Source organism: Alcaligenes sp. PF14 (genome assembly GCF_037150615.1).
Lineage (GTDB): Bacteria > Pseudomonadota > Gammaproteobacteria > Burkholderiales > Burkholderiaceae_B > Alcaligenes > Alcaligenes phenolicus.
In genome coordinates this window covers 377,315-402,500 of record NZ_JBAGRS010000004.1, presented here as the reverse complement: position 1 = coordinate 402,500, position 25,186 = coordinate 377,315, and the positions used below count along the sequence as shown (strand labels likewise).

At 56.6% G+C, this 25,186-nt stretch carries 19 protein-coding genes; 10 read left to right on the top strand and 9 right to left on the bottom strand.

Going from position 1 to position 25,186, the window contains the following annotated elements:
• Positions 1-58 precede the first annotated feature (58 nt).
• Positions 59-700 carry a DsbA family protein gene (locus WFM49_RS11280; RefSeq protein WP_109088860.1) on the bottom strand — a complete coding sequence of 214 codons (642 nt, stop codon included), beginning with the start codon at positions 698-700 and terminating at the stop codon, positions 59-61.
• A gap of 489 nt (positions 701-1,189) precedes the next feature.
• Between WFM49_RS11280 and WFM49_RS11275 the strand changes: the two genes are divergently transcribed.
• Positions 1,190-2,803: an ABC-F family ATP-binding cassette domain-containing protein gene (locus tag WFM49_RS11275; RefSeq protein WP_336973259.1), complete on the top strand. Its 1,614-nt coding sequence runs from the start codon at positions 1,190-1,192 to the stop codon at positions 2,801-2,803.
• An 88-nt stretch (positions 2,804-2,891) separates the two neighbouring features.
• Here WFM49_RS11275 and WFM49_RS11270 read toward each other — a convergent pair whose 3' ends face one another.
• Both WFM49_RS11270 and WFM49_RS11265 read right to left on the bottom strand, forming a co-directional pair.
• Positions 2,892-3,668: an aminoglycoside adenylyltransferase domain-containing protein gene (locus WFM49_RS11270; protein WP_336973257.1), complete on the bottom strand. Its 777-nt coding sequence runs from the start codon at positions 3,666-3,668 to the stop codon at positions 2,892-2,894.
• Positions 3,669-3,921: 253 nt separating this feature from the next.
• Complete coding sequence (locus WFM49_RS11265; protein ID WP_125303769.1) at positions 3,922-4,494, bottom strand: hypothetical protein; 573 nt, start codon at positions 4,492-4,494, stop codon at positions 3,922-3,924.
• 531 nt (positions 4,495-5,025) lie between these two features.
• Between WFM49_RS11265 and WFM49_RS11260 the strand changes: the two genes are divergently transcribed.
• From WFM49_RS11260 to WFM49_RS11220, 9 genes are all read left to right on the top strand, one after another.
• Positions 5,026-6,189, top strand: coding sequence for an STY4528 family pathogenicity island replication protein (locus WFM49_RS11260; protein ID WP_336973253.1), 1,164 nt, complete (start codon positions 5,026-5,028; stop codon positions 6,187-6,189).
• A gap of 602 nt (positions 6,190-6,791) precedes the next feature.
• Positions 6,792-7,655: a phage integrase N-terminal domain-containing protein gene (locus WFM49_RS11255; RefSeq protein ID WP_321270765.1), complete on the top strand. Its 864-nt coding sequence runs from the start codon at positions 6,792-6,794 to the stop codon at positions 7,653-7,655.
• Positions 7,656-7,747: 92 nt separating this feature from the next.
• Positions 7,748-7,957 carry a helix-turn-helix domain-containing protein gene (locus WFM49_RS11250; protein WP_321270763.1) on the top strand — a complete coding sequence of 70 codons (210 nt, stop codon included), beginning with the start codon at positions 7,748-7,750 and terminating at the stop codon, positions 7,955-7,957.
• Positions 7,958-8,024: 67 nt separating this feature from the next.
• A complete protein-coding gene (locus WFM49_RS11245; RefSeq protein WP_336973251.1) occupies positions 8,025-11,003 on the top strand; it encodes a type I restriction endonuclease subunit R in 2,979 nt (992 codons plus the stop codon).
• 79 nt (positions 11,004-11,082) lie between these two features.
• A complete protein-coding gene (locus WFM49_RS11240; protein WP_336973249.1) occupies positions 11,083-12,375 on the top strand; it encodes a restriction endonuclease subunit S in 1,293 nt (430 codons plus the stop codon).
• Positions 12,372-13,157: a hypothetical protein gene (locus WFM49_RS11235; protein WP_336973247.1), complete on the top strand. Its 786-nt coding sequence runs from the start codon at positions 12,372-12,374 to the stop codon at positions 13,155-13,157. The genes WFM49_RS11240 and WFM49_RS11235 overlap by 4 nt, the downstream gene beginning before the upstream one ends.
• On the top strand, positions 13,154-16,315 hold the full coding sequence (locus WFM49_RS11230) for a DEAD/DEAH box helicase (RefSeq protein ID WP_321270755.1): 3,162 nt from the start codon (positions 13,154-13,156) through the stop codon (positions 16,313-16,315). The genes WFM49_RS11235 and WFM49_RS11230 overlap by 4 nt, the downstream gene beginning before the upstream one ends.
• Entirely contained in the window at positions 16,315-17,442 is a 1,128-nt protein-coding gene (locus WFM49_RS11225; protein WP_321270752.1) for an AAA family ATPase, read from the top strand. Before WFM49_RS11230 ends, WFM49_RS11225 begins: the two co-directional genes overlap by 1 nt.
• The gene (locus WFM49_RS11220) at positions 17,439-19,073 is read left to right on the top strand and encodes a type I restriction-modification system subunit M (protein ID WP_336973244.1); all 1,635 of its coding nucleotides are present in this window, start codon (positions 17,439-17,441) and stop codon (positions 19,071-19,073) included. Before WFM49_RS11225 ends, WFM49_RS11220 begins: the two co-directional genes overlap by 4 nt.
• Positions 19,074-19,262: 189 nt before the next feature.
• On the opposite strand, the gene WFM49_RS11215 is transcribed toward WFM49_RS11220, so the two are convergent.
• From WFM49_RS11215 to WFM49_RS11190, 6 genes are all read right to left on the bottom strand, one after another.
• The gene (locus WFM49_RS11215) at positions 19,263-20,474 is read right to left on the bottom strand and encodes a tyrosine-type recombinase/integrase (protein WP_321270747.1); all 1,212 of its coding nucleotides are present in this window, start codon (positions 20,472-20,474) and stop codon (positions 19,263-19,265) included.
• Between the two features lie 194 nt (positions 20,475-20,668).
• A complete protein-coding gene (gene ychF, locus WFM49_RS11210; protein WP_336973239.1) occupies positions 20,669-21,760 on the bottom strand; it encodes a redox-regulated ATPase YchF in 1,092 nt (363 codons plus the stop codon).
• Positions 21,761-21,891: 131 nt separating this feature from the next.
• A complete protein-coding gene (locus WFM49_RS11205) occupies positions 21,892-22,713 on the bottom strand; it encodes a CPBP family glutamic-type intramembrane protease (RefSeq protein ID WP_042483028.1) in 822 nt (273 codons plus the stop codon).
• A 3-nt stretch (positions 22,714-22,716) separates the two neighbouring features.
• A complete protein-coding gene (gene pth, locus WFM49_RS11200; protein WP_009461083.1) occupies positions 22,717-23,313 on the bottom strand; it encodes an aminoacyl-tRNA hydrolase in 597 nt (198 codons plus the stop codon).
• 128 nt (positions 23,314-23,441) lie between these two features.
• Positions 23,442-24,041 carry a 50S ribosomal protein L25/general stress protein Ctc gene (locus WFM49_RS11195; protein WP_009461084.1) on the bottom strand — a complete coding sequence of 200 codons (600 nt, stop codon included), beginning with the start codon at positions 24,039-24,041 and terminating at the stop codon, positions 23,442-23,444.
• Between the two features lie 96 nt (positions 24,042-24,137).
• On the bottom strand, positions 24,138-25,088 hold the full coding sequence (locus WFM49_RS11190) for a ribose-phosphate pyrophosphokinase (RefSeq protein WP_009461085.1): 951 nt from the start codon (positions 25,086-25,088) through the stop codon (positions 24,138-24,140).
• Between the last annotated feature and the right edge of the window lie 98 nt (positions 25,089-25,186).

The following is a 25,186-nucleotide window of genomic DNA, read 5'->3' as shown; positions in this document are numbered from 1 at the left end:
CATCCTGGCTGGGCCCGGATGCCGCAATTTCAATCTGCTTTATGTACCGAACTGCTAATCAGCCCAATAAGGAATCCAGTGTCTGATTCAGCGTTTCCAAAGGGGTACCAACCGCCGGTAGCTTTGTCACTTTTCGACCATCCACAAACAGCAAGGTCGGATAGGATTGCGCGCCCAAAGCCCGTGCCAGGGCAAAATCAGCCAAGGCTTGTTCCCGGCCTGAACCGTCAGTTAAATGGCGTCGCACAGCCTCTACATCCAGGCCATTGGCAGCAGCAATTCCCAGGCAGACCTCCTGATCAGACAAGCTGCGTCCGTTCAAGTAGAAAGCCTGCTGCAACTCGTGCACCCAATGAATGGCCTGCTCCGGATCTTGCGCACGCAGCACCGCCAAGGCTGTCGCCGCATCCAAAGAGTCCATAACCGTGGTCCCTTCCTCGGCCAAGGCTTTATAAGCAGCCCCAAACGTCACCCCCGTCATTTGCGCGATGCGCTCGTTGGATTCGGAAATATAAGGGTAGCGGGACATGGGCGCAGCCCGGTCACCCACGAACAAGCCACCCGAGACAGCGGTAAAAGGAATGCGATGCTTGTTGGCCGCCTCGAACTCGACCATGCGTTCGGCAAAACCCCAGCACCAACCACAATACACATCCTGCACATACACAATCGAGCGAGCGGGTAAATTGAATGTGTTCATGACATTCCTTCAAAATGGTGCGGCTTCCCGGATTGGGAGAGAAAAGGCAGTCCTGCCTCTATCCTCCAGACATGAAGCGATACAGAGGATGAAAAGCCGAGGACTCCACTTTATTGAATAAACGTCAGGAAATAAACTTCATTTCCTGCTGGGTGGCCATCTCTCGCGGCTCGGTATTTCACGCAGCCTGCAGCAGTACAGACCTCACCGCGCTGAAGCCTGTAAATCAAGATCCCAAAACCGTGAGACAAGCCCAGGCTTCTGAGCCCAAACCCGCTCCTGTGATGGAATCACACGACCTTCATCGCTTCCTTGAGAAGCCCAGCCGACTTTACCTTCCCGGCAAAATGCTTTTATAGTGTGGCTTCGATTCATTTCCCGTGAGGTATTCGTCCAATGCGCCACTAATGCCGCCGTCCCCTAGACGGCCAGTCTCCACCAGCCCCCACAACGCAGGGGGAGTTCTTGGCATTAATGGAAGCATCACGTATGACGAATCCTTATCTGACGCTGGAAGGCGTGTCCTATACCCTGCCGCAGGGCAAGACTCTGTTTTCCCAACTGAACGAAACCTTCGACTCGCGGCGCACGGGCCTGGTCGGACGTAATGGCGTGGGCAAAACCATTCTGGCTCAAATCCTGGCCGGGCAACTTCAGCCCAGCAGTGGCCGTTGCCTGCGCTCGGGCAAAGTCCATTATCTGGCGCAGCAAGTGGTGTCTGTCAGCGGGTTGCGCGTCGCTGATCTGGCGGGTGTAGGGCCAACGCTGGACGCACTTACCCGGATTGAAGCCGGCAGTAGCGCCATGGAAGACTTCAATCTGATCGAAGACCGTTGGGATATTCGGCAGCAATTACAGGAAGCGCTGGAGCGCAATGGCTTGGGTCATCTGACTGCCGGGACACCTGCCGAAACATTAAGCGGCGGCCAGGCCATGCGGCTGTCGCTGATCCATGCCTTGCTGTCTCAGGCCGATTTCCTGATTCTGGATGAACCCAGCAACCACCTGGATCGCGACAACCGGCTTGCCCTGATTGAGCAGTTACGACACTGGCCCCACGGCCTGCTGGTCATCAGCCATGACCGCCAACTGCTGGACACGATGGAGCGCATTGTGGAGCTGTCTTCCCTGGGGCTGCGTAGCTATGGCGGTAATTACAGCCACTACGCCGAGCAGAAAGCCCTGGAGCAGCAAAACGCCCTGGACCAGCTGGAGCACCGCAAACTGGAACGTCAGCGTGCAGAAAGCACCATGCAAGAGCAACGCCAACGGCAAGAGCGTAGACAGGCACGCGGGAATCAACAGGGCAAGCAAGCCAATCAGGCCAAAATCCTGCTGGACAGGCAAAAGGGTCGCAGTGAAGCCACCACCGGCAAACTGCGTCAGCAACACGTGACGGCCCAAAAGCAGTTGGCACAACGCGTACAGGAGGCAGCCGAGTTGATCGAGCAGGACACCGCTATCAATCTTCACGCCCTGCCCTTGATGCCGCTGACCCGCCAGCGCGTTGTGGAACTGGATGAGGTGAAGCTCCCCTATGTTCCGGCCAACCAAGCCCCGGTCACACTGCTGTTAAGCGGCCAGCAACGAGTAGGAGTCATAGGTCCGAACGGCTGCGGCAAATCCACGCTGCTCAAGGTCATTGCAGGTCAACTGGAACCCCTCGCTGGTCACTGCAAAGTAGTGCCACAACATGTTTACCTGGACCAAGGCTTGGCCGATCTGGATCCACAGCAAACCGTGCTGGAACAGATACAGGCCCTCAACCGCAAAAGCAGCGAGGGCGACTTGCGCATGCGTCTGGCGCAACTAGGACTGGACGCCCAAAAAGTTACCGGCCCCAGCGGTGCCTTGAGCGGTGGCGAACGCCTGAAAGCCGCCCTGGCCTGCGTGCTGTACGCTGATCCTCCGCCACAACTGCTGCTTCTGGATGAACCCAGCAACCACCTGGATCTGCCTTCAGCCTTGGCCCTGGAAACCATGTTGAGCAGCTACCAGGGCACGCTGATGGTGGTTTCGCACGACGATACTTTCATGAACAATCTTGGGCTGACGGAACGGCTGGAATTTAGTGAAGAAGGCTGGAGATTGCTACCTTGGTAGCGGCGCAAAACATAAGTGACGCTCCCCCGCTATCTGAACGGCAACCACTGATAGCGGCGGGTCCAAGGGCCAAATTCAGGGCGCACTCTTACAAAGCCTGCTTAATGTTCCCAAGTAGTGCCTGCGCCAAACGCTCTGCTTCCTTGCCCCTTGTGTCCCAGCGGTCAAGCACCTCACCGATATACGCCAGACGCGCATATTCCAAAGTCTTGGCCAGCTCCGCAGGCAGGCTGGGAATAGCCCACTCAGCCGCCTGTTCCTTAGTCACAAAGTCCCCATGAACACCTGTTCGCCACATGCGTGCCAAAGTCAGCAGAACATTGCGCTCGTCTCCACGCAGCCCTTCATACAAGGGCTCTACACCATCCCGCATCGCCTGGCGTATATGCTCAATCGGCGTGGCAAGAACATCTGCCAGCACATCCCTACCCCATAACAACTGCGCCTGCTGACGAGCCTGGGCCAAGAGCAAGGTGTATTCCGGGTCCGCAGCGGCGTCGGACAAGTAGCCCTCCTTGAAGGCATCCCGCAGCCATTCGCCGTAGATAAACTCCACCTTGGCCGGATGCTCATTGCATTGAAGATCAGCCAGACGACACACCACCAGCTCGATGCAACGCGGACCACCGGGCGTAGCCGGATGAGGGGCTGAAATAGACAATAAAGCCGCAATCAGATCCTGACGCTGTTCGTCTGACAAGGGAGCATCAACGACCGCCAATATATCCAGATCACTGTGTGGCCGCAGTCCTCCTGCCACAGCCGAGCCGTGCAGATAGAGAGCTTGCAAATCAAGACTCAGAATTTCTTGTACAAGCACCAAGGCAGCTTGCAACTGGCTATTTGGACTTTCTGGGGCCAACATTCAACAAGGTCTCTTCAAAAGCTGGATTAAGATATAAAACGAGCATCGGGGATCAAAAGCCGCATCGCCGTGAGCTGCCTGCTGGCCCTGAAATGCCAGACTCCGAACGCGTCGCTAAACAATAGATCGAACACAGCTTGAGCAAGCGAGGGTGAGAAAGTCGAGCGGTTACTTGCACGCCCACCTACACAGCCACCATCACAAACGCAAAAGCACGAATATAGCTAGCTGCCAAGTGCTATTGGCAATCGTATCAATGCGTCAGCTCGACACTCAAAGGCATGGAGACAACAACACCCATGGCTAACCAAACTGTTCTTGACTGTCCAGACCTCAAGAATGGATTAGCGGCAATTTCAGCAAGCGCCACAAAATAAATCGCAAAGAACAAGACGCGGATAGCAACCCCAAAGGCACCTAATAACAGGGCCGCGAATGCGCAGCCTGCGATAACGGCGGCCGCCACTGAAGCAAAAGCCACAGCGCGACCAGCTACATGTTCTACGAATGCACTGAGACGTGGCCGTTCTTCAGTAACAGACAATCGCGCGAGCAGTCCTTTAGCACCCCAGAGGAAAATCACAGTCAGGACTAAAGACCTAAAAGCAATATGTTCTTGTAACAACTCAGCGCCTACATTGGACTTATCAAAGTAATGATATGCCACCCACTGCACTAACCCAGCAATCAAGCCAAAGGAACCAAAAAATGGAAGATCACTTCGCAACTCCTTTGCTGCGAGCATCCAAGGGGCCTTGCATTGCGGCATACCACTTCCTTTATATTTTGCGGCCAACTGTACTAGCAAAAAATAGGTCTCTATCACCGAAGAACCTATAAATACTCCAGACAGTCTGACTGGATTAGTCCCTTACCTGAACAAACGATCAAACAACGCTGTCGCCCTGAGACACGCCTGGACATCCTCTCAGTTACCAAAAAACCTATCCTTTTTAGGGATTCCGCTAGCAAAGGTCTTAAAACATCCTTCCCTCAACCCCTAACTCAAACAAAAATGGCAGGTGCCTGATATCAGGCACCTGCCACATCTACAACACTTGCAAGAAGCTTAGACGTTGATCACACGTTTAAACGTTGATCAGTCGGCAAAGTGCCGTGAATGCTAGGTTTCGCGGGGAAATCGGGCCACGGCCTTTGCGGGAATTGCTGGAAGTACCCCCAGTTGTACCCCCAAGGGGGCATTAGGATGATAGATCAGTCTGGATGCCGGTGCCAGCTCTGCGCCTGCCGGATAAAACGGGTATGGCGCAGACCGCATTGTTGGCTGACGCCTGGAGCGGTACGCGATGAGATGCAGGGGAACGGGCCGCTGTGGCCCAGACCTCGGAGCACTCTCATGGCAGACCATCACACCCGCCACAACCCGCAGGGGCAAGATGCCCTGTTCACCACGCCCGCCTCGCTCATGCTCGATGCCCGCCTCACGCCATTGGAGTGCAATGGCTGGCAGGTGCTGCGCATGCTGCACTCTGCCGAGGGCATCAGTCCGCTGGCAAACCTGGGGCAGTTGCGCCGCTATCTCACCTCTACCCCGCTGGGGCAGCGGGCCGGGTACGAGACGGCCCGGCGCGTCCTCGTTGTGCTTCGGCTGACGGGCTGGATCAGCCTGGTAGGCCAGCACCGCGATCCTCTAACCGGCCATGTGCTCAGCGAGCTGTATCAGGTTCACGAAAGCGCCCTGCACTTCCAGCAGGCTTGCGCGCTCGATGCCAGCCTGTCCGAGCTTCTGCAAGCCTCCCTCGGCCACGAAAACAACCAGGTGGATCGGGTGGCCGTCCACATTCAGGCAACGCTGGCGCAGGCACCTGAAGCCGCTTCCATTGCGGCCCACGATCAGCTCGGCGATGACGATGATTTGCACCCGACACCGCCGTCGCCGTCGCAGGCGAGCGAAGCAGCCGACCCACTGCCATTGTCTGGCGATTCCGCTGGCAGCACGCGTGTTCCGCAACAGACCGGACACGCTCGCCATATGACGGCTGAGCAGGGCAGTACGTATAAGACGTATATGTATAAAAAAGAACGTACGTATCGCGCGGGCGAAGGCGACGGCGATCCGGCATCGCAGTCGGTGAGCTTGCCGCCTTGCCTGAGCAATGCCCAGGCAGATCAGCAAAAGGACGTGCAGGCCGCCTTGCGGCGGCTGCCGCCGCAGCATCGCCAGGAAGTGCTGGACGAATTGCAGGCACGCAGCCAGAGCGGCACCGTGCGCAATGTCGTGGCCTACTTCTTCGCCTTGGTGAAGCGCGTTTTTGCGGGCGAGTTCCGTCTGTGGGCAGGTCGTAAGGAGACATCTGCCGCCTCACGGGCTGCCGAGAATCGGCCTGCAACTCCGCCGCGTACCGAAAACCGCTCTGAACCGACTGCGCAACCGGCATCGCGTGAAACCGCCCTGGCGCACATCGCCAACATCCGCAAGATGCTGAACGCCTCGACGAACGCTGGGGACATCGCAGCGCAGGCAATGCAGGCCAGGGGATGGCAGCCGCATCCTGCGTAGCAAATGCTGCCGCGAAACGGGTCGTCACTGCACGCCGCAGTGACGACCCCGCCCACGCCAGCAACAATGCGGGCGAAAACCAGTTCCTATTGCGTGCGGCATACATGATGATGCCCGCCCTACACTGACCGGACAGTTGCCAAGACCGATGGGCTTCGCACATCGGCCCCCCCCCAACAGCGCAGGTTCCTGCAAGCGCTGGCCCGACAGGGTGGAGCCACCCCAGGTATGCCCAGGCTCCGACCACATACCGGCCCTACCCAGGGTGGAGCCTTCTTCGTCTGTTTGACTCATCCCTACCGCGCCTCCTGGCGCGCTGTCCTTTGCGGCAATTCCCTTTGTGCAACGCACATGGCTCCTGCTGCATTTCTCATTCCACTCACTTCATAGGAGAACTCGTCCACGTTCAAATCACTTTCGTCTTGTAGTACCTCCGTCCGGGCTTCCAGCAGGAAGCAAGACGGACGCCTCATTCGAGGCTCTGGTGTCTCCTGAACACCATGCCCTTGCCCTCACGGGATCTCGCCTTGTCGAGTTGGCACCAACACTAACCATTGAATTTCAGGACAACGCAGTACGGCGCTTTACTCGGAGGCCGGAAGATGGACGACTTGACCTACACCCTGCGGCAGCTATGCCAACGCAACCGTGACGGCAGTCACAACACGCAGGCCGATCGGATGCGTTCGCTGTCGCTGACCGCGCGGCAACTGCGCGAGGCCGGTTTCCGGCAGATGAAAGCTTCGTCTCTCAAGGGCAAGCACGTCCAGGCGCTACTGGAACGCTGGCAAGGCGAAGGTTTGTCGTCGGGCACCATCAAGAATCGGCTCTCTCACCTGCGCTGGTGGGCCGAAAAGATCGGCAAGGCTGGCATCTTGCCGGCGGACAACACACAGCTTGGCGTGCCCGAGCGCCGCTATGTGACCAACATCAGCAAGGCCCAGGAACTGGGCACAGGTCTTGAACAGATCACCGATGTCCACGTGCGCATGAGCCTTCAGCTACAAACCGCCTTCGGATTGCGCCGGGAGGAAGCGATCAAGTTCCAGCCCAGCTACGCGGATCGGGGTGACCACATTGCCCTCAAAGGATCGTGGACGAAGGGCGGGCGTGAACGCATTGTGCCCATCACCACCGCAGAGCAACGCGACGCGCTCCACGCAGCACACCGCCTGGCGGGCACAGGGTCACTAATCCCGGCAGACAAGACCTTCATCCAGCAGCGGCACGTCTACGATGGACAGTGCAAGGCGGCGAGTCTGAGCCATATGCATGGCCTGCGGCATCGGTATGCACAGATGCGATATGAAGCGTTGACGGGATGGAAGTCGCCGGCAGCAGGCGGACCTGGCAAGGCTCAATTCGGGCTGTCGCAGCGCTTGGTCGACCGACACGAGCGCCAGCAAATAAGCCGTGAACTCGGGCATGAGCGGTTGACGGTGACGTCGATCTATCTGGGAGGTTGAGGCTGGCTAGGCGGGTGCTTAAATAGCATTTCAATGATAGACTTCAGACGATTTAAGACGACTTTAAAACATAATTCCAGAGCGCCATCGACATGAGCACTGAACCGTGGGTGACTGCTGAACACGTGGCCCAGCATCTGGGGGTCGCCAAAGACACTGTTTATCGCTGGAGAGAGCGCAAGGGCCTACCAGCACATCGTGTGGGGCGACTGTGGAAGTTTCAGTTGTCCGAAGTGGACGAGTGGGTGCGCGCAGGCGGGGCTGGCGAAGATGCCACCGAGTTAGGGGGTCGACACACATGAGCACCACGGCTTTTGTCCGCCTATGCAACGGCCATGGCGAACCGTTTGGGTCCTTGAGGAAAGAGTCATGACGACATCAGAACAACAAATCGAACTCGATCTGATCGCCAAGCTTGGTGACCTCAAGTACACCTATCGCCCTGATATCCGGGACCGTACCGCGCTAGAGGCCAACTTCCGCGCCAAGTTTGAGGCACTCAACCGGGTGCGCCTGACCGACAGCGAGTTCCAGCGCCTGCGGGACAGCATCGTGACAGACGATGTTTACAACGCTGCCCAAACGCTACGCAACATCAACAGCTTCGAGCGCGACGATGGCACGCCGCTGAACTACACCTTGCTGAACATCCGGGATTGGTGCAAGAACGACTTCGAGGTCATCAACCAGCTACGCATCAACACCGACAACAGCCATCACCGCTACGACGTGATGCTGCTCATCAATGGGGTGCCAGTGGTGCAAATTGAGCTGAAGACCCTGGCCGTCAGCCCGCGCCGGGCGATGCAGCAGATTGTTGATTACAAGACCGTTCCCGGCAACGGTTACGGCAAAACGCTGCTGTGTTTTTTACAGCTATTCATGGTCAGCAACCGCACCGATACCTGGTACTTCGCCAACAACAACGCGCGCCACTTCAGCTTCAACGCGGACGAGCGTTTTCTGCCGATTTATCAGTTCGCCAGCGAAGACAATAAGAAGGTTACCCTGCTCGATAGCTTTGCCGAGAAGTTTTTGGCCAAGTGCACCCTTGGCCAGATGATCAGCCGCTACATGGTGCTAGTGGCCAGTGAACAAAAGCTGTTGATGATGCGGCCATATCAAATTTATGCCGTCAAAGCTATCGTGGATTGCATCCACCAGAACTGCGGAAACGGCTATATCTGGCACACCACCGGCTCGGGAAAGACGCTCACCTCCTTCAAGGCGTCTACCCTGCTCAAAGACAATCCAGACATCGACAAATGTCTGTTCGTGGTCGACCGCAAAGACTTGGACCGGCAGACTCGCGAGGAATTCAACCGCTTCCAGGAAGGTTGCGTTGAGGAAAACACCAATACCGAAACACTGGTGCGCCGCCTTCTGTCGGATGACTACGCCGACAAGGTGATAGTCACGACCATTCAGAAGTTGGGCCTTGCCCTGGATGGGGCCAACAAGCGCAATTACAAAGAGCGTTTGGAGCCGCTACGCAACCAGCGAATGGTTTTCATCTTTGATGAATGCCACCGTTCGCAGTTCGGCGACAACCATAAAGCCATCAAGGAGTTCTTTCCTAACGCTCAGCTCTTTGGCTTTACCGGCACCCCTATTTTCGAGAAGAACGCCAGCTATCAGCAGATCGAAGGCCAGCAGGCCAGCTACCGCACGACCGACGATCTATTCCAGCGCTGTCTGCACCAATACACCATCACCCACGCCATTGAAGATCGCAATGTCCTGCGCTTCCACGTGGACTACTTCAAGCCTGAAGGCAAGAACCCGCCCAAGCCCGGCGAAGGCGTAGCCAAAGCCAAGGTCATCGAGACCATCCTCGCCAAGCATGACACTGCGACCAATGGTCGTAAGTTCAATGCGGTGCTGGCAACGTCCGGCATCAACGATGCGATTGAATACTTTGAGCTGTTCGCGCGCATTCAGAACCAAAAAAAAGAGCAAGACCCCGAATTCCGTCCGTTGAATGTTGCCTGCGTGTTCTCCCCACCAGCCGACGGCAACAAGGACGTGCAGCAGATTCAGGAAGACCTGCCACAAGAACAAGAAGACAACAAGAAAGACCCAGAGGGCAAGAAGGCGGCACTCACTCGCATCGTCGCCGATTACAACGCACGCTTTGGTACCAACCACCGTATCAGTGAGTTCGACCTGTACTACCAGGACGTACAAAAACGCATCAAGGATCAGCAGTATCCCAACACCGACCTGCCCGCCGCGCAGAAAATCGACGTCACCATCGTGGTGGACATGCTACTCACCGGCTTCGACTCCAAGTACCTCAACACCCTGTACGTGGATAAGAATCTCAAGTACCACGGCCTGATCCAGGCGTTTTCGCGCACCAATCGCGTGCTCAACGATAGTAAACCCTACGGCAATATTCTCGACTTCCGCCAGCAACAGAATCCCGTTGAGGAAGCGATTGCGCTCTTTTCCGGCGAAAAGATCGACAACCCTCGCGAAATCTGGCTAGTGGAATCCGCAGCAGAAGTCATCCGTAAATACGAAGCTGCCGTGGCGGGCATGTCGCGCTTCATGACGGACAAGAACCTCATCTGCGAACCCGAGGCGGTATACAACCTCAAGGGCGATACCGCCCGCATCGAGTTCGTCAACCGTTTCAAGGAAGTGCAGCGGCTCAAGACCCAGCTCGATCAGTACACCGATTTGGCACCAGCGCAGAAAGAGCGCATTGACACCATCTTATCGCCAGACCAGTTGCAGAGTTTCCGCAGTACCTACTTGGAAACCGCCAAGCGTCTGAAGGAAATACAGAGTAAGGAAGGCGATCAGGCTCCGCCCGATGTACAGCAGCTTGACTTCGAGTTTGTGCTCTTCGCCTCGTCGGTGATCGACTATGACTACATCATGGGCCTGATTGCGAAGCTGACCCAGCAGAAGCCCGGCAAGCTCACGATGAATCGGGAGCAACTCATCGGTCTTATCCAGTCCGATGCGAAGTTCATCGACGAGCGCGAGGACATTGCCGAGTACATCCGAGGTCTGCCCGTCAATGAAGCCTTGAACGAAAAGCAAATTCGCGACGGATTCGACCGCTTCAAAGCAGAGAAGAAGACTCGGGAACTCGCTGACATTGCAAACCGCCACGCACTGGACGCAGCGGCCCTGCAAATTTTTGTAGATGACATCCTGCGCCGCCGTATCTTCGATGGGGAGCACCTGTCGGAGTTGATGGCTCCGCTGAGCCTTGGCTGGAAAGCACGCACGCAGAAAGAACTGGCGCTGATGGACGAGTTGACGCCGCTACTGCATAAGCTTGCTCAAGGCCATGAGATTGCCGGTTTGGCTGCCTACGAGGAGGGGCGATGATGGGTGCCGTCTTTGCACAAGGAGCGCAGTGGATTCGCGCGGACTTTCGTATGCACACAAGGCTGCAGGAGCAAGCGGCATGAGTGGTAACGAAAAAAAAACGATGGTGCCACGGTTGCGATTCCCAGAGTTTTGTAATGACCAGCCCTGGAGCTTTCAAGCACTCGGGAAACTTGCGAAGCGCTCGACGCAGAAAAATGTCAGCGGCGATATCACTCGTGTTTTGACCAATTCTGCTGAATATGGAGTGATTGACCAACGCGACTTCTTCGACAAAGACATTGCCAACCAAGGAAACCTTGAGGGCTATTACATCATTGAAAAAGGAGATTACGTTTATAACCCCCGTATCTCCGTTACAGCCCCCGTTGGACCTGTCTCGAAAAATAGGATAGGTCTCGGCGTGATGTCGCCGTTGTACACGGTATTCAGGTTCAATAACAAGCAGAACGACTTCTACGCCCACTACTTCAAATCGACGCATTGGCATCACTACATGCGTCAGGTATCGAGTACAGGTGCTCGCCATGACCGTATGAGCATCACAAACGATGATTTCATGGGGTTACCGCTTCCGGTTTCCAAACCAGAAGAACAAAAAAAAATCGCCAACTGCCTGTCTTCGCTTGATGAGCTGATCACTGCGGAAACCCAAAAGCTGGACACTCTCAAAACCCACAAAAAGGGCCTGATGCAACAGCTTTTCCCCCGCGAAGGCGAAACCGTGCCACGGCTGCGGTTCCCAGAGTTTCGAGAGGCAGGGGAGTGGACTGAGTGTGAGCTGGGGTCGCTGACAACCAAAGTTGGTAGTGGCATCACGCCGACAGGTGGAAATAAGAACTATAAGACAGATGGTCGTCCATTTGTCCGCAGTCAAAATATCGGCTGGGGCAAACTGATCCTAGATGACGTGGTATTTATTGACGAAGGAACACACAAGTCCTTCGATTCGACTGAAATCAAAGTATCAGACGTTCTTCTTAACATTACCGGAGCATCCATCGGCCGAAGTGCTGTTGCTGATTCGCGTATTGCAGGGGGGAATGTCAATCAGCACGTTTGTATTATTCGAGTTAAGCACAATGAGTTGAATCCCACTTTGCTGAACCAGTTCTTAATTTCAGAACGGGGCCAGAAGAAAATTGACAGTTTTCAAGCTGGAGGAAACAGGCAAGGACTAAATTTCGCGCAAATTCGGTCATTCGAGATTCCGCTACCGCCAACTAAGAATGAACAGCGTAGGATCGCGGACTGCTTGTCGTCCCTCAATGACCGTATCACCGCCCAAAACCAGAAAATCGACACCCTCAAGTCCCACAAAAGAGGCTTGATGCAGCAATTGTTCCCGGCGCTAGATGAGGTGCCCGCATGACTTGGCTGGCTGCTTATCAGTCCGGGCAGGGCTGCGTTTCCTGGCAGGGGCACTGCGCACAGGAAGGCGACGCGTTTGATGCTTTCCTGCAAGGGGCGGTGGCTGGGCGCCTGAATGATGCGGAAGGTCATGCCGAATTCACCGAGCATCTGCGTGGGCTGAGCTTGACCGGCATGGGACAGGAGGCACTGGAAGAAGTGCTAGCGGCTGAGGTGCCGGAAACCCGTGATTGGGCCGCAGGCGAAGCGCTGGCCGAGGCCGTGCTGGAAGCGCAGCACGATGTGGTACTGCCATGGAATACCGAGCGCGACAAGCGCAATCCCTTTGCCTCACTGCCCGGCGCGGATATTGTGGGTTTTCAGCGCGATGGAGAGTCTCACCGGCTTGCGCTGGGGGAAGTCAAATGTTCATCCGAAGTCCAGTCGCCGCCGCAGGTCATGAGCGGGCGCAGCGGTATGACGCACCAACTGGATACGCTCGCCAGCAACCTTGCCACCCTCTGCCAGTTGCTCAAATGGCTGCTGCCCCGAGTCAAAGGTACTGAGCATGAAACGGCGTTCAACAACGCTTGTACGCGCTATTTCAACAGCGGGAAGCGTGATTTGGTGTTGTTTGGCGTACTGATTCGTGACCAAACCGTGCGTGAAACCGATGTGCAGGCGCGTGGCCGCACCCTTGCAGATCGCCTGCAAGCCCCCAGTTGCTGCCACCTGCTGGCGCTGTATCTACCCTGGCCGATTGCCCAACTGCCTACACGTGTCGGGCAGGGAGGTGGCGCATGAGCCACTGGCTGCTCGATGCCATCGCGGACAAACGTAGCCTGGCGCTGCGCGAGGCCGACCGGGTGCAGTTCTATCACGAAATGACGTCGGAAGCGCCAGCCTTCGATGCTCAAGCCATGCAGGAAGTGGCAGCCGCGCTGGAACTGGCGGTGCTGGATATGGAGCTGGATCGTTTTGCCGAAGACACGGCCTCCCTGCAAGTGATGCGTCATGCGGCTGAAGATGCTTTCCGTCTGCTGCGCGTCATGCCTTTGCCAGAAGCGTCGACGGACGCAGCCACACAGCTTTTGCGGGCCTCAGCCCTGGCCGTGATTGGTGATCGTGGCGCGGATGCCGCCCGCTGGCTGCGTGCGCTGGAGGGCGATCAAGCCACGCCCGCCTTGCCGCTGGATTCTGTGGATTGGGGCGAGCGTTGCTGGGCGGCGCTGACCGACATCTGGTTGCGTCTGGTGCGCAAGAAAGGCTGGTCTGACCGCGATGCCGTGCTGGAGCGGGTGGTGGCATTGCGTGATGCCCAGCAGACATTCGAGCGTGACTATCTGGGCAGCTTCGAGCCGCTTGCGGCCAAGCGTTCGGCGCTGGAGCTGATAGCCATCTACCACTTGGCCAAGGCGGCCGATGTGCTAGCGCACTACATCACCGATGGCGTGGTGGGGGACAGCTACCAGATACAGCCTTTGCTGGATTTGCATTTCGACCGCGCTCTGGCTGCTTGCGATACGGGCCAGTTGCTGGAGTTGGGGCCGCTAACGCGGCTGCTGGCACGCGCTGCCGCGCAGATGGTCGAGAACTCGCTGTGGACGGTGACCCGTGCCGTGAACTCGCGGGTAACCAGGTTCGTGCGCGAACTGGTGAGCCGGGGTCGTAGCGACCGTGCGTTGTTTGACGTGTTGCCGCCGCAACGACGCACCTTGGCTGAGCGCGGACTGTTGGGTTCCAGCCGCCGTGCGGTGGTGGTCAGCCTGCCGACATCCAGTGGCAAGACGCTGATCGCCCAGTTCCGCATGCTGCAGGCGCTGAACCAGTTTGACGACCAGAAAGGCTGGGTAGCTTATCTCGCGCCCAGCCGGGCGCTGGTGAATCAAGTCACACGACAGTTACGGCGTGACTTCCAGCCCCTGGGTGTGGTCGTTGAACGGGTCAGCCCCGCTTTGGAAGTCAATGGCATCGAAGCCGGACTGCTGGCGGAATCGCAGGACGATACCCAGTTCCGTGTTCTGGTGGCTACACCGGAAAAATTCGATCTGATGCTGCGCCAGGGCTGGGAGGAAAAAATCGGTCGTCCCCTGACTCTGGTGGTAGTGGATGAGGCCCATACGATTCAGGACAAGGAACGTGGGCTGCGACTCGAACTGCTGCTGGCCACCATCAACCGGGAGTGTCGTGAAGCGCAGTTTTTGTTGCTGACTCCTTTTATTGAAAACGCCCGAGAGGTTGCACGCTGGTTGGGTGGTCAAAACTCGGACGATATCAGTCTAGGGGTGGATTGGCAGCCCAATGATAGAGCCATTGGCATTGTCAGTCCGCTGGATGCCGGAGCCTTGAATGGTCGAAGTCGAGATTACCGGCTGAGTTTCCAAACGGTACATACCTCGCGCCCAAGCATTCATCTGAATGAAGACTTTTCTCTGGGCAAGGAAGAAGCACTGGCCGCTTCTCTATCAAAAGCCAAGGATATTGGCACATTGGCTGCGATGACCGCACGCAAGCTGTCGGTGCGTGGCCCTGTGATCGCCATGCATAGCCGCCCGGATTATGTCTGGAAACTGGCTGAGAAGCTAAAAGGTAGCCGCAGCGATGCTTTGCCAGAGGATGTGCACTTTGTTCAGGACTATGTAGCAGCTGAGCTGGGCACCGCGTTTCCTCTGGTCGATCTGCTGGCCCACCGTATTGGTGTCCATCACGGCGGCCTGCCTGAAGAAGTCCGAATGTTGATGGAGTGGCTGTTCGAGCAAGGTCACCTTGATGCCTTGGCGGCTACTACCACGCTGGCCCAGGGCGTGAACTTTCCGGTCAGCGGCGTGGTGATGGCGGCAACCCAGTATCCCTTTGGTCAGGATATGCCTCCTGAGGATTTCTGGAATATTGCGGGTCGTGCCGGTCGCGTTTCTCAAGGGCAGCTTGGTGTGATTGCTCTGGTCGCCAAGGATGAAAGCGAGGCGGCACAAAAGCGGGAGTTTATTAACCGAAACACAGGCGACTTGAATTCGGCGCTGATTCAAATTGCAAAGGCTGCGGCTGACGGGCTGGAGGATCTGGGCCTCATCGTGTACCACCATCCGGAATGGTCGAGCTTCTTGCAATATCTGGCTCATACCTATCGCCAGATGGGGCAGCCATCGAACTTTGCGGATCAGATCGAACAGGTATTGCGTGGCACCTTTGGCTTTGAGAAATTGCGCGTATCGGATAGCCAGATTGCCCGCCGTTTGCTGAATGGCATCCATCGCTATGTCGATTATCTCGCCAGTCCTTCCCAACCGCTGAAGCTGGTGGATAGCACCGGGTTTTCACTGCAAAGTATCAGGACGGTGTTGACGCATAAAGGCGACCTGGGGCCGGATTCTTGGAATCGTGAGCGGCTGTTCCGTTCTGGTGACAACACTCTGCAGAACATGATGGGCGTGCTGCTGCGAGTACCCGAATTGCGCGACAACCTGAATTCGGTGCTGGGTGGCAGATCACCAGATGGTGACAAGCTGGCACGTATTCTGAAGGATTGGGTAAACGGGGCAGATATTGCCCATATCGCGGAACAATATTTCAGCGAGGGTGGTGCAGATGCTGTCACTGCCTTGACCAAGTGCGGACAAAACCTGTTTGGCAAACTGACCCATACCACGTCCTGGGGCCTAAATGCCTTACTGGCCATAACCACGGCAGAACTGGATGATGAAGAGCGTAACCACTTATCGAATCTGCCATCGCAGGTTTACTACGGTGTTGCCACAGATGAAGCGGTTTCTCTGCGTCTTTTGGGGGTTCCCCGTCGTGCTGCACCACGTTTGGCAGCAACCCTGCGCTTAACCCGGGAGGATTCTCTGCCTACCATTCGCCAACGTCTGGAAACCTTGCCGGAGCAGGTTTGGAGTGAGGCTTTGGGTAGTGAAGGCGCAATCTACCGCAAGGCTTGGATGGTTCTGGATGGGGTGCAGTGATGCAACAGAATACCCCGCCCTTTTTCCCTGATCTTCCCGCGCTGGCGACCCATCTGCGCAGCGAGCTGGAAAATAAAAAGACCATCCTGCTCTATGCCTACAATGGCACCGGCAAGACGCGGCTATCCATGGCCTTCAAAGACATCGGCAAACAAGGCGAAGGTGCGGACGAGAAGCGCGACACGCTCTACTTCAACGCCTTCACCGAAGACCTGTTCCATTGGGACAACGATCTGGAAGGTGACAACGACCGCAGGCTCACGCTCAATGCAGCCTCACGATTCTTTGCCGGTCTAGCCGAGTTGGAGATGGACAACCGCATCCGGCCGCTGCTGCAGCGCTATGCGGATTTCGATTTCCGTATCGACACGCAAGAATGGGCAGTGCGTTTCTCGCGCACGGTGGATGGGCAGGTCATCGACAACATCAAGGTGTCGCGCGGGGAGGAGAACATCTTTGTCTGGTGCTTCTTCCTTGCCGTCGTTGAGCTGGCCATGGACTCGGGGATCGAGGCTTACCGCTGGGTCAAGCACCTCTATATCGACGACCCGATTTCGTCATTGGACGAACACAACGCGATTGCCGTGGCCAATCACTTGGCGCAACTGCTCAAACGGCCCGAAAGCAAGCTCAAGACCGTGCTTTCGACGCATCACACGCTGTTCTTCAATGTGTTGTGCAATGAGTTGAAGAATGCCAAGCGGTATTTCATCAACAAGAACTCAGCAGGTAGCGGCTACGTCTTGCGAGAGGAGACGGGCGACACGCCATTCTTTCACCACGTCGCCACTCTTGCCGAGCTGTACCAGGCCGCGCAGGAAGATAGGCTGTTCACCCACCATTTCAACATGCTGCGTACGATTCTGGAGAAGACAGCCAGCTTTCATGGACACAAGAATTTCTCCATATGCATCAAGCAGGACGATAACGACCCGGACGGCATTCTGCATACGCGCCTGATCAATATCCTCAGCCACGGCAACTATTCTCTGTATGAGCCGCAGCAGATGCTCGACGAGAACAAGGCTTACTTCAAGAAGATTTTGAACGACTTCCTGAGCCGATACCCATTCAATCCCGATTTGTTCCCTCAGACTCCTGAGGGGGCAACAGCAGATACACCATGACCGAATCCGAAAAGAAAAAACTGGGCAAGACCCTCTGGACCATCGCCGACCAACTGCGTGGCGCGATGAATGCGGACGATTTCCGCGATTACATGCTGGCTTTTCTCTTCCTTCGCTATCTGTCGGACAACTACGAGGCTGCCGCGCAGAAGGAATTGGGAGCCGATTATCCGCAGCAGATTGATGGTTCGGTCTCTACTCCCTTGCAGCTTTGGTACGAATGTAACCTGGACGATGTGCCGGAATTCGAAAAGCAGATGCGCCGCAAGGTGCATTACGTGATAGAACCCCGATACCTGTGGGGCAACATCGCCGAGATGGCGCGTACGCAGAACGCGGAGCTGCTCAGCACCTTGCAGGCCGGCTTCAAGTACATTGAGGAAGAATCTTTCGCCAGCACCTTCCGTGGCCTGTTCTCGGAGATCAATCTGGCTTCCGACAAACTGGGCAAAGCCTACCCCGAGCGCAATGCGCGCTTGTGCAAGATCATCGCCGAGATCGCCAAGGGACTAGGGCAGTTCTCCACCGACAGCGACACCCTGGGCGATGCCTATGAGTACCTGATCGGCCAGTTTGCGGCAGGCTCGGGCAAGAAAGCCGGCGAGTTCTACACGCCACAGCGTATTTCAGACATCCTTTCGGCCATCGTCACGCTGGATAGCCAGGAACCTGCCACGGGCAAGCGCTCGCACCTCGACAGCGTACTCGACTTTGCCTGCGGCTCAGGCTCCCTGCTGCTCAACGTGCGCCACCGTATGGGGCCGCACGGTATCGGCAAAATTTATGGCCAAGAGAAGAACATTACCACCTACAACCTGGCGCGCATGAACATGCTGCTGCACGGGATGAAGGATTCTGAGTTCGACATCTTCCACGGCGACACCCTGCTCAATGAGTGGGACATGCTACGCGAGACCAATCCGGCCAAGATGCCTCGGTTCGACGCCGTTGTGGCTAACCCGCCGTTCAGCTACCGCTGGGAGCCTAGCGAGGCACTGGGCGAGGACACACGTTTCAAGAACTATGGGCTGGCACCGAAGTCAGCAGCGGACTTCGCCTTCTTGCTGCACGGCTTCCACTTCCTGAAGCAAGACGGCGTAATGGCCATCATCCTGCCCCACGGCGTACTGTTCCGCGGCGGAGCCGAGGCACGTATCCGCACCAAGCTGCTGAAGGACGGGCATATCGACACGGTGATCGGCCTACCCGCGAACCTGTTCTTCTCCACCGGCATCCCGGTGTGCATCCTGGTGCTGAAGAAGTGCAAGAAGCCGGACGATGTGCTGTTCATCAATGCCGCCGAATACTTCGATAAAGGTAAGCGGCAAAACCAGCTACTGAGAACAGACGAAATGCCTGATGGTGAAATCGGGCACATCGAAAAGATTATTGACACCTATCAGTTCCGCAAAGAAGAGCCGCGCTACTCGCGCCGGGTAGGCATGGAAGAAATCGAAAGGAACGATTTCAACCTCAACATCTCGCGCTACGTGAGCACGGCAGAAGCCGAGGAAGAGATCGACCTGGCGACCGTACACGCCGACCTTGTGTCTGCCGAGCAAAAGATCGCCGAAGCCAAGAAATGTCACAACCAATATCTGGCTGAACTGGGATTGCCTTTGCTTCCCTGAGCGACCCAACAAATGGGGTAATTCAATAAAAATTGCCCCATTTATTTCATTATTTACCCCATTACAAGCGCCCAGCCTTCGACAAATGCAAACGGCAAGGGAACGGCACTCAAGGGACAACGGCCCTATCCAGAAAAGGAAAAAGGCCGCCCCTGTACATTCGCTCTGCAACACTCGGCCAACTCTTCCCTATGCGGTGCCGCTGCCCTCCGCAGCACCCAGGTAGTCCGCCCAGTCCTGCAACAGCGTCCTTCTCTGATCCAGCAGCAGCGCCTTGTTGTACGTGGCCCGCACCTTGTTGCTTTCCACGTGGGCAAGCTGCCGTTCAATTGCATCAGGCCGGTATCCGCTCTCATTGGCCCAGGTAGAAAAAGTCGTCCGCCAGCAATGCGGCGTCGTTCCCCGACCCAGGTTCATGTCGCGCATTGCGTAGGTGAGCCGATTAGGCGTGGTGAAGCCCTTTCCACTTCGGTGCGGAAACAGATAGCGCCCGCCACCCGTGATGTGCTGCAAGTCTTTCAGCACCGCTACGGCCTGCGTGGACAACGGACTGACATGGTCACGCCGCGCCTTCATCTTCGCTGCAGGCCGACGCCACAGGGCATCCTCAAAGTCGAACTCATCCCACTCGGCATCCGCCGCTTCGCCTGGACGGCAGGCGGTCAGCGCAATCAGCCGCAGACACAAAGAGGTTTCCGGATAGCCCCGGTAGCCGCGCAACTCCTGATAGAACTTCTGGATTTGCTCTCGCGTCATCGCCGCCTTGCTCTCGCTGAACGGCACGCGCAGCAGCCCGCGCAGACTGGGGATCGGATTGGCCTCGACCAAACCACGCACCACCGCGAACTCGAAGATGGCCGAAAGATCGCCTTTGACATGGATGGCCGCCCACGCGCCATGAGCTTTGCATTCCTCCAGCAGCGGGCGAATCTGCTTCACGCCAATGTCGCTCATTGGCATCCCATCGAATTTGGGCGACAGGTACTTCCTGATGCGGGATTCTTTCGTGCGGTAGGAGCTGAGCGCAAAGACTGGCTTGATCTCGGCCAGGTACGCCTGCGCCACCTTGGCGAACGAACTTTCCTTTGCGCGCTTGCGTTCCTCCAGCGCCTCCAGGTTGCGCTCTTTGACCTGCCGCCGCTCATGGGCAGGATGGATACCTTGCTTGACCAAAGCACGCGCTTTCTCGCGGGCAGCGCGAGCCTCCGCAAGGCTTACTTGAGGAAAGCCGCCAATGGCAAAGAGGTTCTCCTTGCCTTGCAGGCAGTATTTCCATCGCCAGAGCTTGCCGCCGGTAGGCTTGACCAGCAGGAACAAGCCCCCGCCGTCTGATAGTTTCCAATCTCGATCAGTTGATTTGGCCGACCTGATCTTGGCGTCGGTGAGTAGATTCTCGGGCATCGTTGGACTCCACTGAGGGGAAAAGTACCCCCACGGTTGAACACGAGTACCCCCAACGCTACCCCCAAATTTTTCAGACCTCGATGAACAATAGGAACGCTCAGCAGACCGTATTGTTTGGCAAGTCCTTGTTTTTAAAAGACTCGCTCAATCCACCAAGCGCTACCGAACGCTCCTGGGTTCCGAAAAATCCGTCAGACGTTGAACAGGAAGTTCAGCACGTCACCATCTTTCACGACATATTCCTTACCTTCAGCGCGCATCTTGCCGGCTTCCTTGGCGCCTTGCTCACCTTTGCAAGCCACAAAGTCATCAAAAGCGATGGTCTGTGCACGGATGAAGCCGCGTTCGAAGTCGGTGTGGATCACGCCAGCGGCTTGAGGGGCGGTGTCGCCCACGCGGATGGTCCAGGCACGGACTTCTTTGACACCTGCGGTGAAGTAGGTTTGCAGGCCCAACAATCTGTAGGCGGCGCGGATAACGCGGTTCAGGCCTGGCTCTTCCATGCCCAGATCGGACAGAAATTCGATCTTGTCGGCGTCGTCCAGCTCAGCGATTTCAGCTTCTACAGCGGCACATACGGCAACCACAGGAGCGCCATCAGCGGCAGCATAGTTCTGCACGGCTTCCAGGTGTGGGTTGTTGGTGAAACCGTCTTCTTTCACGTTGGCCACGTACATGGTGGGCTTGGCGGTGATGAAGCCGTAGGATTTGATCTGGTGCAGTTCGTCTTCGTCCAGCTTCAGCGAACGCACGGACTTGCCTTCGCCCAGGGCTTTTTCGATACGCTCCAGCAAGGCCACCAGTTTGGCAGCATCTTTATCGCCCGAACGAGCCAGTTTCTGATTGCGGTGCACGGCTTTTTCAACCACGCCCAAATCAGCCAGCGCCAATTCGGTGTTGATGATTTCGATGTCAGCCAGGGGGTCCACTTTACCGGCAACGTGAATCACGTTGTCATCGGCAAAACAGCGCACCACGTGCACGGTGGCGTCGGTTTCACGGATATTGGCCAGGAACTGATTACCCAGGCCTTCGCCCTTGGAAGCACCCGCGACCAGACCGGCGATGTCTACAAATTCCACCACGGCAGGCAAAATGCGCTCGGGGTTCACGATCTTGGCCAGATCTTGCAAACGCTGGTCAGGAACTTCGACCACACCGACGTTCGGTTCGATGGTGCAGAAGGGGTAGTTTTCAGCCGCAATGCCGGCTTTGGTCAGAGCGTTGAACAGAGTGGATTTACCAACGTTGGGCAAGCCAACGATGCCGCATTGCAGTGCCATGAGTATCCTGAAAATCAAAGAGTTATATAAACGATGCACTATTGTAGCGCCCTTGGGCGCTACAGAGCCTGCAGACGGGTCAGAACAGTCGTGCCGGGGACACAGGCTAGCGCCTTGAAAGGCGGGCTTGCCTAGACAGGAATGCCGTCAAACAGCTTGAGCAGGCCAATAATCAGCAAGACCGGGCCACCATTGAAGATGGCATGCAGCACGATCGAGGCACCCATGCCTCGACGCACTCGCAGCCAGGCCAGCACCAGCCCTGTCAGACATTGGGGCAGCACCAGCATGGGCAGCAAATACCAACTCATGCTGTTGAGCTGAAAGTTATACAAATGTAGCGCACCAAAGGCCAGCGTTGCACCATAAAACACCCAGGGAAAGAAACGCCAATAGCGTCGCATGGATGAAAAGCGCCACGCCCTTCCCTGCAAGGCGCCCACCAGCTTGCGCCACCAGCTGCTGCCGGCGGGCAAAGCCTCGCGTGGCATGCCGGTATAACGGCTTATCCAGATAGCCAGGCACAAGACCAGCAAGCCTTGTATCAACCACCAGCCTGGTCCCTGAAACATCAGGAACACCGCCAGCGGAACAACCGTCAGCCATTGTGACGGCCGTCTCAGCACGAAACGAAAGACCAGCTCTTCCACAATGGGTGCCCAGATAATAGCTTGCACCCAGGGAATACGAGTCGGGTCCAGACGATGCTGCGCACCACCCACACCCGCTACCGAGACTGCGATCGGGCCCAGTACCAGCGCATTAATCAGCCAAAGCATGCCCGCCCATTGCAGCAGACGCTTCCAGGGCAAGGGAGCAAACCAGTCCAGATACCAGCCATCACCCTGGACTCTGCCAGGCAAACGCCGGGCGCTGCGAGGGTGACGCAGAAAATAAAAGAAGTCTTTAAGCTCGTCCCGGAAACGCATCTGGCTGCTTGGCGCTGGCTTCATGTATCAAGCCTTCTGGGGCGCGTAAAGCTGGCGGGTCGCCTGCTCAAAGTCGCCACGCAGCAAAGCAGGCATCATGACGCGGCAACGGTTCATACCGTCCTCGATCTCGCGCAGCTCTTCATTGCGAGGGGTATGCAGTACAAAGTTCACCACTTGCTGGGCCAGGCCCAAGGTGCGAGGGTGACCAATGCCCAGGCGCAAGCGCCAGAAATCCGGTGTCCCAAAGGCGGACTGGATGTCGCGCAGGCCGTTATGCCCGGCGTGCCCACCGCCTTTTTTCATCTTCACCTGACCGGGCAGCAAATCCAGTTCGTCATGCAGGACCAGCACCTGTTCGGGCTTGAGCTTGTAGAAACGCATCAAGGCACCGGCGGCTTGCCCGGACTTGTTCATGAAGGTAATGGGTTTGGCGATGATGACGTTTTCACCTTCAAAACGCGCTTTGGCTACCCAGGAGAAAAAGGATTTTTCCAGGTTGAACGTTGCATGCAGATCATCAGCCAACTGGTCTGCCAACCAAAAGCCCGCATTGTGACGGGTGGTTTCGTACTCAGGGCCAGGATTACCCAGGCCAACAATCAAACGGATAGGCTCAGACATGAATGTTTTCGCAGAAAGCGCCTGCTCCGGCAAAGGCGCAGGCACAAATAACAAACCCCCGCCAGCATACGCTGACAGGGGTTGATTCGCCAAGCTGCAAGCCGACCGAAGCCGGCTGGCAATCTTGATTACTCGGCGCTTTCTTCTGTTGCTTCCGAAGCAGCAGCACCACCGCCAACTGGCAAGGCAGCAGCCAGCAGAGGGTTGGCTTCGTTACCAGCGTAAGTAACACCACGTGGCAGCTTGATGCTGTCCAGGTGCACGTTGGCGTTGGCAGTCATGCCGCTCAGGTCCACAGTGATGGACGCTGGCAGGTTAGCTGGCAAGCAGGTGATTTCCAGCTCAGTCAGGATGTGGCTGATAACTTGGCTGCTCAGCTTGACGGCTGGGGACACATCGCCACCTTCAAAGTTCAGAGGAACTTTGGTGGTGATGGCTTGCGAAGCCAGAACGCGCTGGAAATCAACGTGCAGAACTTGCTGCTTGTAGGGGTGCCACTGAACCGAGCGCAACAGCACTTTTTCAGCTTTACCGTCCAGTTCCATCGTCAGGATGGAAGCGTGGAAGGCTTCTTTGCGCAGGTTGTGGTAGGTCTCGTTGTGATCCAGAGCGATCACGACGGGTTGTTCGTCGCCACCGTAAACGATAGCTGGAACCTGGCCAGCGCGACGCAGGCGGCGGCTCGCACCCGTACCCTGTACATCACGCGAAGTAGCGGTGAATTTCATGTAGAACTCCAATTGCAGAACGCTGAATACGTACTGCGGAAAGTGGTAGCGAACTACCAAGTTGACGTGCGCCGCGACCAGCGCACGCTAAAAAACTTAATCAGTGAACAAGGAGCTGACGGACTCGGCGTTGGAGATACGCAAGATGGTCTCGCCCAACAGTGCTGCACAGGACAGCTGGCGAATCTTGCTGCATTCACGTGCCTTGGCGGACAAAGGAATGGTGTCCGTTACAACCAGCTCGTTCAATTGGGACTGCGTAATACGTTCGATAGCTTCGCCCGAGAGCACAGGGTGCGTACAGTAGGCGTAAACCGCCTTGGCACCGCGCTCTTTCAGAGCTTCAGCCGCTTTGCACAGCGTACCGGCCGTATCCACCATATCGTCCATCAGGATGCAGGTGCGTCCATTGACATCACCAATGATGTTCATGACTTCGGAGACGTTGGCACGTGGGCGACGCTTGTCGATAATGGCCAGGTCCACTTCCAGTTGCTTGGCCAGTGCACGTGCGCGCACCACACCACCGATGTCAGGCGAGACAACCACCATATCCTGGTAGTTACAGCGCCAGATATCGCCCAGCAAAATGGGGGAAGCGTAGATATTGTCGACAGGGATATCGAAGAAACCCTGGATTTGGTCAGCGTGCAGATCCATCATCATGACGCGATCGACACCGACCACTTGCAACATATTGGCCACGACTTTGGCAGAGATCGACACACGCGCCGAACGGGGGCGTCGATCCTGGCGGGCGTAACCAAAGTAAGGGATGGCGGCGGTGATGCGACCGGCCGAAGCACGGCGCAAGGCATCGACCATCACCATGATTTCCATCAGATTGTCGTTGGTGGGAGCACAGGTGGGCTGCAGAACGAAAACATCGCGACCGCGCACGTTCTCGTTGATTTCAACCATGGCTTCCCCATCAGAGAAGCGACCCACCGTCATTTTCCCCAGCGACATATCAAGGTGGTTGACGACATCGACAGCAAGGCGAGGATTAGCCGTGCCGGTGAAGATCATGAATCGGTCTTGTGCCATGATGGGAGATAGATTTTGATGCAGGAAAAGCAAAGCTGTTGATCGAAACCCCTACAAGGAAACGACTCAACAGCTTTACATTATCGCAGGCTAGGCCT